Annotated in this window: 13 protein-coding genes, 1 pseudogene and 1 riboswitch; of the genes and pseudogenes, 12 read left to right on the top strand and 2 right to left on the bottom strand. The window is 43.9% G+C overall.

Translation table 11 applies throughout. The annotated features are described in order from the left end of the window. From DW904_RS23075 to DW904_RS18790, 8 genes are all read left to right on the top strand, one after another. A partial coding sequence (locus DW904_RS23075; protein ID WP_207664932.1) for a hypothetical protein occupies positions 1-189 on the top strand: 189 nt, incomplete at its 5' end. A gap of 13 nt (positions 190-202) precedes the next feature. Next, positions 203-694 (top strand): leucine-rich repeat domain-containing protein, encoded by a 492-nt coding sequence (locus tag DW904_RS18815; RefSeq protein WP_202187774.1) that lies wholly within the window; start codon positions 203-205, stop codon positions 692-694. Positions 695-724: 30 nt separating this feature from the next. Next, a complete protein-coding gene (locus tag DW904_RS23285) occupies positions 725-889 on the top strand; it encodes a prepilin-type N-terminal cleavage/methylation domain-containing protein (protein WP_207664931.1) in 165 nt (54 codons plus the stop codon). A 23-nt stretch (positions 890-912) separates the two neighbouring features. After that, positions 913-1335: a hypothetical protein gene (locus DW904_RS18810; protein ID WP_207664930.1), complete on the top strand. Its 423-nt coding sequence runs from the start codon at positions 913-915 to the stop codon at positions 1333-1335. 382 nt (positions 1336-1717) lie between these two features. Beyond that, positions 1718-1960, top strand: a complete 243-nt coding sequence (locus tag DW904_RS25985) for a hypothetical protein (RefSeq protein WP_347562211.1) — start codon at positions 1718-1720, stop codon at positions 1958-1960. 38 nt (positions 1961-1998) lie between these two features. Then, a complete protein-coding gene (locus tag DW904_RS18800) occupies positions 1999-3123 on the top strand; it encodes an MATE family efflux transporter (protein ID WP_347562210.1) in 1125 nt (374 codons plus the stop codon). Positions 3124-3129: 6 nt separating this feature from the next. Next, a complete protein-coding gene (locus DW904_RS18795; RefSeq protein ID WP_118583568.1) occupies positions 3130-4443 on the top strand; it encodes an ATP-binding protein in 1314 nt (437 codons plus the stop codon). 3 nt (positions 4444-4446) lie between these two features. Next, entirely contained in the window at positions 4447-5463 is a 1017-nt protein-coding gene (locus DW904_RS18790; protein ID WP_118583566.1) for a GTP-binding protein, read from the top strand. Between the two features lie 65 nt (positions 5464-5528). Here DW904_RS18790 and DW904_RS25980 read toward each other — a convergent pair. Both DW904_RS25980 and DW904_RS18785 read right to left on the bottom strand, forming a co-directional pair. Further along, positions 5529-5609, bottom strand: a pseudogene (locus tag DW904_RS25980) (DUF6783 domain-containing protein); the annotation flags it as partial. An 82-nt stretch (positions 5610-5691) separates the two neighbouring features. Then, positions 5692-7020: an amidohydrolase family protein gene (locus DW904_RS18785; protein ID WP_118583564.1), complete on the bottom strand. Its 1329-nt coding sequence runs from the start codon at positions 7018-7020 to the stop codon at positions 5692-5694. Positions 7021-7166: 146 nt separating this feature from the next. Next, positions 7167-7263, bottom strand: a riboswitch (purine riboswitch). Positions 7264-7491: 228 nt separating this feature from the next. On the opposite strand from DW904_RS18785, the gene DW904_RS18780 reads away from it, so the two are divergent. The 4 genes from DW904_RS18780 (at position 7492) to DW904_RS18765 (ending at position 10392) form a co-directional block, all read left to right on the top strand. After that, complete coding sequence (locus tag DW904_RS18780; RefSeq protein WP_118583562.1) at positions 7492-8202, top strand: acyl-ACP thioesterase domain-containing protein; 711 nt, start codon at positions 7492-7494, stop codon at positions 8200-8202. Positions 8203-8324: 122 nt separating this feature from the next. Continuing rightward, the gene (locus tag DW904_RS25975) at positions 8325-8669 is read left to right on the top strand and encodes a Gfo/Idh/MocA family oxidoreductase (protein ID WP_347562209.1); all 345 of its coding nucleotides are present in this window, start codon (positions 8325-8327) and stop codon (positions 8667-8669) included. Beyond that, positions 8645-9292 carry a Gfo/Idh/MocA family oxidoreductase gene (locus DW904_RS18775; protein ID WP_347562208.1) on the top strand — a complete coding sequence of 216 codons (648 nt, stop codon included), beginning with the start codon at positions 8645-8647 and terminating at the stop codon, positions 9290-9292. Before DW904_RS25975 ends, DW904_RS18775 begins: the two co-directional genes overlap by 25 nt. A gap of 401 nt (positions 9293-9693) precedes the next feature. Beyond that, on the top strand, positions 9694-10392 hold the full coding sequence (locus tag DW904_RS18765) for an L-ribulose-5-phosphate 4-epimerase (RefSeq protein ID WP_118583558.1): 699 nt from the start codon (positions 9694-9696) through the stop codon (positions 10390-10392). Positions 10393-10433: the final 41 nt, after the last annotated feature.

The raw sequence follows: 10433 nt of genomic DNA, 5'->3' as shown, positions 1-10433 counted from the left end.
GACGGAATTACGCCGGTGCCAACGGGCAACGCCGACGAACACGCCAGTACCGACAAACACACCAATACCAACGGCAACGCCGACGAACACGCCAGTACCGACAAACACGCCAATACCAACGGCAACGCCGACGAACACGCCGGTGCCAACAGCAACGCCGACAAACACACCTGCGCCGACTGGATATAAAGTGGGCACAACAGTGAAACATCCAGCGACAAACGGATATTATAAAATTACCGCCACCGACACGGTAGAGTACATAAAACCGATAAAGAAAAAAATAAGCACTGTCACAATTCCAGACAGCGTAAACCTAAAGGGCGCGAATTACAAAGTAACCTCAATAGCCTCCAAAGCATTCAAGAGCAATAAATACCTGAAAAAGGCTATTATAGGAAACAATGTAATCCAGATTAAGAGCTATGCCTTTTATAAGTGCACGAAACTCTCTTACGTACAAATTGGCGGCTCAGTAAAAGCGATCGGAAAACAAAGCTTTTATGGCTGCAAAAAGTTAAACGAAATGAGAATCTACACCTCCCGCCTGAAAGCCAAATACGTAGGCTCCAATGCCTTCAAAGGCACTCCATCCAGGATGAAAGTCTACGTCCCCAGGAAAAAGGCAAAGAGCTACAAAACGGTTTTTGTAAAACGAGGCATAAGCAAAAAGATTGTAATAAAGAAGATGTAATATTTGTTTGTGTTATGGGAGGGATTTTGTATGAAATACCGAAGTAAAAAAGGTTTTACACTAGCGGAACTATTGATTGTAGTTGCAATTATTGCGGTATTGGTTGCTGTTTCATCCCGATTTTTAATGGACAGCTGGAAAAAGCACGCAGGGCAGTGGATATGCAAAATGCGCGAATTATTAAGTCGGCATTGACGAATGCATATAATGAAGGACGAATGGATATTCCAAAGAAAGCTGTAGGACAAGAAAATTCAGGCTGTGGTGTCTGGGTTGTGATATGTCGTAGCACAAGTGAACTGCCAGACGCATATACTTCAGATATGTTAAATGAAAAAAGTATCTATTGTGGAGCAAATTCCGGAGTTACAGTAAACGGTGTAAAAAGCAATAATTGGAAGTCGTATAATACTGGTGTTGAAGCCGTATTAAAGGAGGCCGGTTTAAATTGTGATACTCTGAAAATTAAAAGCAGAAACGATAAGGAGAAAGGCTGGGATTGGATTGTTATAGAAGTCGGGTTTGCAAAGGAGCAGTTTTACTCACGTATTTATAGTGGCTTTAAAGGGGATAAATCGGGTATGGAAGTTGTAGAAGCTGGATCTTCAAACATCGAAAAAGCAATAGGCGGATCAAATTAATGTAACAAGAGAATATATAAGGGACTGTAATAGATGCGTGCTGCGTATGAAGTGACATTCATCTGTTATAGTCCCTTTTCTCTTGACATTTTTCCACGTAATGTGCAAAATAAACCTATAAAGTTCAAACAATTTCAGGAGAAATTATATCATGAGACAGGAGTTTTTACACTTAAAGGCACCGGAAAACTGGAGTTAGAAGACACTTTCCGGCCAGGATGCCCTACGCAGCAGTAACCCATTCTGCATAAAAACAACCTTCTAAAATGGGGACTGTCTGAATGTCGAAGATTACCAGATTTCCATAAGAAATGGAACAATTTGTACTGACAGAACAAGAGTATTATAAAAATATGAATTAAAAAGAAAGTTGTGAAACAAAATGAAACGAATTGATTTTGAAAATGGCACGGTAACCAGAAACATTTTCAGCGCTGCAATCCCCATGCTGGTGGCGCAGATACTCAGTCTTTTATATAATATTGTAGACAGAATCTATATAGCCAGAATCCCTGAAGTGGGAACTACGGCGCTTGGCGCAGTCGGCTTATGTTTCCCGCTAATCGTGATTATCACTGCCTTCGCCAATCTGTTCGGCAGTGGTGGCGCGCCTGTTTTTCCATAAACAGGGGCAAGAAAGACAACCAGAAAGCGCAGGAGGTGATGAACACTTCCTTTACTATGGTGTGCGGAAGCGGGATCATTCTGATGATAGCTGGTATGCTTTTGGCAAGACCTCTGCTGGTACTTTTTGGAGCATCTGAGGATGCTTTGGTTTATGCATATCCCTACATGATGATCTACCTGATCGGAACGGTTCCATCCATGATCGCCACAGGAATGAACCCATTTATCAATGCACAGGGATACGCGACAACTGGCATGCTTTCTGTAGCAATTGGTGCAGTCGCCAATCTGATCCTGGATCCATTATTCATTTTTGTGCTTGGTTTCGGAATCAAAGGAGCTGCCATTGCGACTGTTCTTTCCCAGTTCCTATCAGCTGCTTATGTACTACTTTTTCTTGAAAAAAGAGCGGAAATGAAAGCTCGGCTTTTGAAAAAAACAGAGCTGAAAAGCTGCAAAGAGAATGCAAAAAACATTGTCAGTCTTGGTACTGCAGGCTTCATTATGCAGCTGACAAACAGCCTGGTAACCATCTGCTGCAACAATGTTCTGGGGGTTACCGGAGGGGATGTTTACATATCTGTTATGACTATCGTATCCAGTGTCCGTCAGATGGTAGAGACGCCGATTTATGCTATAAATGAAGGAACATCACCTATCCTGAGCTATAATTATGGGGCAAAAAGACCGAAGCTTGTCCGCAAGGCAATGGTCACTCTGGCAGTAATGGTTCTGGTTTATACAGCAGTAATGTGGAACGTGATTATCTTTGTTCCGGATTATCTGATTGCCATTTTCAGCTCCGATAAGCTCTTGATAAAGGATGCAGTTCCGGCACTGAAAACCTACTTTGCAGCCTTTATTTTTATGGATCTGCAATACATTGGACAGACTGTTTTCAAGTCTTTAAATAAGAAAAAACAGGCTATTTTCTTCTCGCTTTTGAGAAAAGTTTTTATTGTAGTTCCGTTGACATACCTGCTTCCCTACGTGTTTAAAATGGGAACTCACGGGGTATTCCTGGCAGAGCCGGTATCTAATGTAATTGGCGGAAGCCTTTGTTTCGTTACAATGCTGCTGACTATATTGCCGGAATTAAAGAGGCTGGAAAAGAAAAACGGAGAGGCAGACCGCCTCTCGGGGGACTTTAAAACGAGGTAAAAATATATGGAAAATACAATTATAATCGCAATTGTAAGTTTTCTCTGTATCCTGGCTCATGTCCCCACTCTGATCCTGCGAATTGTTCCGTTTCACGAAAAAATCTCAGATAAAGACAGGATCAGACTGACTGTAATCTATGCAATTGGTCTGGCTGTGGACTTCGGAATCTGCATGTGGGTGGGAAATTACCGGGAAATTGACGTGCCGTTTTATAAGATAAATCTGATTGCTTTCTGTATTGTAATGGCTGCTGTAAATATCTGGCTTGTCCCTGGATACACCAAGGTGCATTTGTTTGTATTTGGAATTGTGGCAGATATTGTCATGATCGCACTGTCAATCGGAGCTTATGTCAGTTCACTTTTGGGAATGCAGGGAAATGCGATTGGAATTGCAGAAACCAGCGCAATTGCAATTGTAGTGTATGCGCTTCTATATCCGCTGCTTAGCAGCCTGCTCCGTTATACAGTAACACCATTCCTTGAAATTGAATGCCAAAATTATTGGGAGACCTTATGGTTCATTCCTATTGCCATGTTTTTTTCCAGTATTTTTTCAGAAGGAGTGGATGTCTACACTACCACTTTTCCCCAAATGTTGAGTAAATGTCTGATCGGCGTCGCCACATTGCTGATTTGCTTTGCGGTGTCTTATGATCAGCAGCATTTTCTGAATGAAAAAGAACTGAACCGGCAGATCGATCAGCAGAAAGGCTACTATCATGCGCTCACGGAGCAGGTTCTGGCAGAACGTGAAGCACGCCATAATTTTCGTCATCAGGTAGCAGCTATTAAAGGTTTTCTTGATAAAAATGATATGGAGGGCTTGCGGGGATATTGTGATGATCTGGAACTGGAAGAGATGGGAAAAGTAACAATTCCATATACAGGAAACGCTGCGGCAGACGGCGTCCTTTATCATTACGGCTGTATTGCCAGGGCGAAAAATATCGAGTTTTCCGTATGCTGCTATCTGAAAGATATTGCTATTCCGGATACTGATTTTTGTACAATTCTGGGCAATGCCCTGGATAATGCGGTGACTGCCGCCGGTCAGTATGAGGGAAAACGCTTTATTGAAGTTGCTACGGAGAAGAAACACGACATGCTTCTGATTACGGTAGACAATTCTTTTGATGGAATATTATTCCAGGAAAATGGGAAAATTTACTCAAAAAAACGGCAAAACAAACAGGAAGGAATCGGCATTCTTTCCATGAAAAAACTTTGCGAAAAACATGGCGGAGCCAGTCACTTCGAAGCGGTCGGCAACAGGTTCCAGGCCAGCTTTATATTGAAAAGTGAGGTTGAAGATTAAAAAATGGTTAAAGTTGATTTAATTACAGGCTTTCTTGGCTCAGGAAAAACGACTTTCATAAAGAAATATGCTGCATGGCTGATGAGTCAGGGGCAGAATATTGGAATTCTGGAGAATGATTTTGGTGCAGTGAATGTGGACATGATGCTGCTTCATGATCTGGAAGGTGAGAACTGCGAGCTGGAAATGGTTTCAGGTGGATGTGATGCGGACTGCCACAGAAGACGTTTCAAGACCAAGCTGATCGCAATGGGAATGTGCGGATATGACAGAGTTCTCATTGAGCCTTCCGGGATTTTTGATGTGGATGAGTTTTTCGATGCCCTTTATGAAGAGCCGTTGGATAAGTGGTATCAGATTGGAAATGTGATTACCATTCTGGATGCCAGACTGGAGGAGAAGCTGCAGCTACAGGCAGAGTATATTCTGGCTTCAGAGGCGGCTGATGCAGGTTGTATTGTTCTGAGCAAGAGCCAGGAGGCATCTGAGGAAGAGATTAGTGGAACTGTGAAACATCTGAATCGCGCACTGGAAAGCGCGAAATGCAAACGACGTTTTACGGAAAATGAGATACTGAATAAGAATTGGGAAAAGTTTACAGATGAGGATTTTCAGAGGATTTTCAACAGCGGGTATGTGATGGAAGATTTCGAGAAACAGTGTTTTGATGAGAAAGAAGGGTTCCAGTCATTGTATTTTATGGAGCTGAAGATTTCCGAGACACAGTTGGAGAAAGCAGCGCATCAGATTCTGGATGATCCGGAATGTGGGGATGTTTTCCGAATTAAGGGCTTTGTGAAATTAGAAGAAAATGCTGCCGCGGTAACCGAAAACGAAAAAATGAATTCGGGCTCCGCTCAGAAAGTATCCACTGATAATATCTGGCTGGAACTAAACGCCACCCGCAAAGAATTTTCCCTGAAGCCCATTTCCACAGGCCAGGAAGTCGTGATCGTGATCGGGGAGAATATGAATGAGGCGCGGATACGGGAGTATCTGGGGACAGCGAATATTAAGTAACCGCCATATTGACTAGAGCGTGTTTGAAAAATTATTCCCGCAATCTGTACGCCCCACTTTGCGGGAGATTTCACCAGAATTCGGTTGCCGTAGCCCGCTACGGCGCCCTCATCCGAGCGAAATTTCCCACAAATTGTGACGCACATCTTGCAGAAAGCCTTTTTCAAATACGCTCTAGATTACCATTATTTAAGAAAATATCAAAGCGTAATTTTGAAAATCTGAAATTTAAATTACTTTCCGTCCCTGTACATATTTCCCAACCAAATTGCGGTCGTCGGACAGATAAACAAGCCTTTCCAGTCTGTCACGGATGGAGATTTCCTGGGGATGACGGATATTGCTGTCGTCCAGAATCATGGCGTCGAATTCATAGCCTTTTTCGAAGCTGCCGACTTTTCCGAAGAAGGAACCACTACCGATCGTAGCCATGTAGAAGGCTTCTTCCAGAGTAACCGGGGCCTGGGTCTGGTCCATCAGGCGCCAGCGGAGCTTGGAAACCTGGATGGCATCGGCAATTGCGCGGAACATGGAAAGGGAAAATCCACCGGCAACATCAGTTCCAAGACCTACGTGAAGTCCCATGTCAAGATAACGGCGGATGGGAGCGATTCCGGAAGCAATGTCGGTGTTGGATTCCGGGCAATGGGCGATGTAAACACCCTGGTCTTTGATCATCTGGATTTCCTCATCTGTGGAATGAACACAGTGGGCCATGATAGTAGGGCATGTATTGCTGCTTGCAGAAGCAGGATTGGAGACTTCTTCATTTGCTGCAGGTTTCGTTCCAAACAATCCAAACATATCATACGCATCCCCATAAAATCTGCTTGTGGGACAAAGCTCCTTTACCCATGCAATTTCCCCGAAATTTTCAGACAGATGAGACTGAATTGGAATGTGGTATTCCCGCTGGATTTTTCCCAGCTCGGTCATCAGCTCATCCGTACAGGATGGGGTAAAACGTGGGGTAAGGATCGGGTAGGTGTGGTCGTAACGTCCCTTGATTTCTTCCAGCCACTGGCGTGTATCCTGTGCAGAAGCCTGTGCACTTTTCTCCTGAAGTTCCGGTGCTCCATTGCGATCCATATTTACTTTTCCAACCATAGTTGTCAGGCCGCTTTCCTCCAGCATGTCCATGAGAAGCTCCGTTGCCGGACGGTGTAAGGTGGCGAAAATGCAGGCTCTGGTGGTGAAGCTGTGCTTTAAGTCATCCACGAAAATGGAGTAAGCCTTTTTCGCATAGGACAGGTCAGCGTACTTGGCTTCCTGTGGGAAAGTGATGGTGTTCAGCCAGTCCAGCAGCTCCAGATCCATGCCGGTTCCGCGGTAAGCGTACTGGGGAGCGTGCAGATGAAGGTCAGTGAATCCTGGGATGATCAGTCGATCACCCATGTCTTCTACCGGAATGTCCTTATATTCTGCCGGAAGCTGGGAAAAAATACCAGCACAGAGACTGTTTTCACAGACTACATAAGAGTTTTCATGAAAAACAAGTTTTTTCTGATTCTTGCTGTAACAAATTGTACCTTTCAAAGCAAACAAATCTTTTTTCATATCAGACCATCCTTTCTGCCAGAGGCGAGGCAAAGTAAAACTCCGGGATAGTTTGCGGCTGAGAACGTACTGCCGGAAACATGCAAAATGTGATTTCGGGCTGATTCAGCAATAAAAAAACCACCCGGAAAATGCCATACCTACATACCTCTTCGCATGCAGCTTATAGACAACTATTAGGGTAGTTGGTAGAAACGTCCAACCAGATTATGGACATATATAAGCGTTTGCTGTTTTTATTTATACCTTTATTGTACATGGTAAAGGGTGCAGAATCAAGGGGATTTTCACAAAAAAAATCTACATTTTCATATCTTTATTGCTGGATTTGTTATATAATGAAGTAAAATTTGCGGACAAGAAAATAGAGCGTGTTTGAAAAAGGCTTTCTGCAAAATCTCCCACAAAGTGGGGCGTGCAGATTGCGGGAATGATTTTTTAAACAGGCTCTAGAATGGAGATTGACATAACATGAGTTACAGTTTTAAAGGCCGTGTCAGATACAGTGAAATAGGCGAAGATGGTTGCCTGACTCTTCCTGGAATTCAGAATTATTATCAGGATTGCTGCACCTTTCAATCTGAGAATATAGGGCAGGGAATGGAGGCGCTGGAGGAACGCCAGAGAGCCTGGGTATTGTCATCCTGGCAGATTGTGGTGAACCGATATCCGGGATTGGGAGAGACGGTTGTGGCATCAACGGCGCCATATGGCTTCAAAGGCTTTCTTGGAATGCGTAACTTCACTCTGAAAACAGAAGATGGAGAGCTTTTATCCTATGCAAACAGTATCTGGACCAATATTGATACAGAGACCGGTCTGCCGGCCAGACTTACAGACGAAGACACCAGAGGATACGAACTGGATGAAAAGCTGGAGATGGATTATGCGCCCCGTAAGATTGCCCTTCCGGAAGGGATGGAAGCCCAGGAGCCTTTTGCAATACAGAAACATCATCTGGACACCCATCACCATGTTAATAATTGCCAGTATATCCGCATGGGGGCAGACTATCTGCCAGAAGGCTTTGAAATCCGCCAGATGAGGGCAGAATATAAGAAGCAGGCACTGCTTGGAGACGTTTTTTATCCGGCAGTGAAGCTGGAAGCGGGAAAGGTTACGGTTGCGCTTTCCGCGGAAAATGGCGAACCTTATGCGATTGTAGAGTTTATGTCTGCATGAGATAAGACTATATGAATATCATGTGAGCGAAATAACCGTATCGCTTTAGCGACATCTCCATACGGGAAAGTCAGCTGAGAACAGCGAAGCAGGAGATTTTATTAGAAAGGCGGTTTACATAAATGAAAATTGGAATACTTGGAGCTGGAGGAATTGCAGTTCAGATGGCGAAAACGGTAGCTGGAATGAAGGATGTGGAGAATTACGCAGTGGCAGCCAGAAGCTTTGAACGGGCGCAGGCCTTTGCCGAGAAATATGGTTTTTCCAAGGCTTATGGCTCTTATGAGGAAATGCTTGCAGATCCACAGGTGGATCTGGTTTACATTGCAACCCCTCATTCCCATCATTATCTTCATGCAAAGATGTGCCTGGAGGCTGAAAAAAATGTGCTTTGTGAAAAGGCGTTTACTGTAAATGCAGACCAGGCAAGAAAGCTTTTTGCTTGGCGAAAGAGAAAAACCTGCTGATCACAGAGGCAATCTGGACCAGATATATGCCATCCAGAAAGATGATTGATGATATTATTTCAAGCGGTGTGATCGGTGAAGTGACAGCTGTTACTGCCAATCTGAACTATGCCATCAGTGAGGTGGAACGTATCCGTAAGCCGGAGCTGGCAGGCGGTGCGCTTCTGGATGTTGGTGTTTATACCATTAATTTCGCAAGCATGGTTCTTGGGGATAAGTTGAAGAATGTACAGGCAACTGCTATTTTCCGTGAAGGTGTGGATATGCTGGATACGATTGCTATGGTATTTGAAGGCGACCGTATGGCTACCTTGCAGTGTGGTGCCCGTGAAATTTCTGACAGAATGGGAAGTATTTTTGGAACCAAAGGTTATATTCAGGTGCAGAATATTAATAATCCGGAGAAAATCACAGTGTTTGACAAGGAGCATAAGGAGGTTGCAGCTTATTTGCCGCCGGCACAGATTACAGGCTATGAGTATGAGGTTGAGGCCTGCGCCAGAGCAATCGCACAGGGCGAAAAGGAATGCCCGGAAATGCCTCATGATGAGACTGTGCGTGTGATGGAGATCATGGATGGAATCAGGAAATCCTGGGGCTATGAGATTCCGTTGTATGAGTAGGCAGGGCGGAAGCTCAGCTATTTTGCGCCTGTGGCGCTCTCACAGCTGCCGTCCGGGATCTTCATAGTTATAAACACCTTGTGAAATGCTGCCAAAGCCTGTTTGAAAAATTATTCCTGCAATCTCTTGCAAATTGTGATGAACATTTTGCAGAAAGCCTTTTTCAAACATGCTTTAGTGAACAGTAACAACAATAGAAACAGATACAAAAAATATAAGATACAAGTAGAAATACATCCGCACAAGTGCTATATTATGTTTAATATGATGTCTGCGGTAAAGAATGCAGGAGCTCTGATGGACAAGGGGAATGGAAAGATACCGGAAGCTTTTTGTGAGATGTAACTAGACATCTGAAGAATAAAATGCGTATTTGCGTGTGTAAAAAGGAGGATACAGCTATGCTTGAAAAATTAAAAGAAGAAGTTTACAAAGCAAATATGGACCTGCCGAAATACGGCCTGGTTACTTTTACCTGGGGAAATGTAAGTGGAATTGATCGTGAAAAAGGTCTTTTCGTAATCAAGCCAAGTGGTGTGGAATATGAGAAACTGACACCGGAAGATATGGTAGTTGTAGACCTGGAAGGTAATAAAGTAGAAGGTAAATATAACCCATCATCTGATACTCCGACCCATGTAGTTCTGTACAATGCTTTCCCGAAGATCGGTGGAATCGTACATACTCATTCCTCCTGGGCTACCAGCTGGGCACAGGCCGGCCGCGCAATTCCATGCTATGGAACCACTCATGCTGATTATATTTACGGTGAGGTTCCATGCGTCCGTAATCTGGATAAGAGTGAGATTGCGGAAGCTTATGAGAAGAATACTGGTATTCTCATTGCCGACTATTTCAAGAAGAGAGATTATGAGGCTGTTCCGGCTGTTCTTTGCAAGAATCATGGTCCTTTCACATGGGGCAAGGATGCGCACGAGGCAGTGCATAATGCAGTAGTTCTGGAAGAGGTTGCCAAGATGGCTTCCCGCTGCGAGCTGATCAATCCGAATGTGAAACCTGCTCCGCAGGAGCTTCAGGATAAGCATTACTATAGAAAACATGGTGCAAATGCTTATTATGGACAGGAAAATATTGAGTGAAAACTGAGATGAATTGCGTGACCGCTGTTTGTACCTTGAGA

Source organism: Ruminococcus sp. AM42-11 (assembly GCF_003480145.1).
Classification (GTDB): Bacteria; Bacillota; Clostridia; order Lachnospirales; family Lachnospiraceae; genus Blautia_A; species Blautia_A faecis.
This window is presented reverse-complemented; position numbering and strand designations above follow the sequence as displayed.

Coding starts and splice junctions, on each gene's coding strand:
- DW904_RS23285 (WP_207664931.1), top strand. CDS start 725: ATGAAATACCGAAGTAAAAAAGGTTTTACACTAGCGGAACTATTGATT.
- DW904_RS18810 (WP_207664930.1), top strand. CDS start 913: ATGGATATTCCAAAGAAAGCTGTAGGACAAGAAAATTCAGGCTGTGGT.
- DW904_RS25985 (WP_347562211.1), top strand. CDS start 1,718: ATGAAACGAATTGATTTTGAAAATGGCACGGTAACCAGAAACATTTTC.
- DW904_RS18800 (WP_347562210.1), top strand. CDS start 1,999: ATGAACACTTCCTTTACTATGGTGTGCGGAAGCGGGATCATTCTGATG.
- DW904_RS18795 (WP_118583568.1), top strand. CDS start 3,130: ATGGAAAATACAATTATAATCGCAATTGTAAGTTTTCTCTGTATCCTG.
- DW904_RS18790 (WP_118583566.1), top strand. CDS start 4,447: ATGGTTAAAGTTGATTTAATTACAGGCTTTCTTGGCTCAGGAAAAACG.
- DW904_RS18785 (WP_118583564.1), bottom strand. CDS start 7,020: ATGAAAAAAGATTTGTTTGCTTTGAAAGGTACAATTTGTTACAGCAAG.
- DW904_RS18780 (WP_118583562.1), top strand. CDS start 7,492: ATGAGTTACAGTTTTAAAGGCCGTGTCAGATACAGTGAAATAGGCGAA.
- DW904_RS25975 (WP_347562209.1), top strand. CDS start 8,325: ATGAAAATTGGAATACTTGGAGCTGGAGGAATTGCAGTTCAGATGGCG.
- DW904_RS18765 (WP_118583558.1), top strand. CDS start 9,694: ATGCTTGAAAAATTAAAAGAAGAAGTTTACAAAGCAAATATGGACCTG.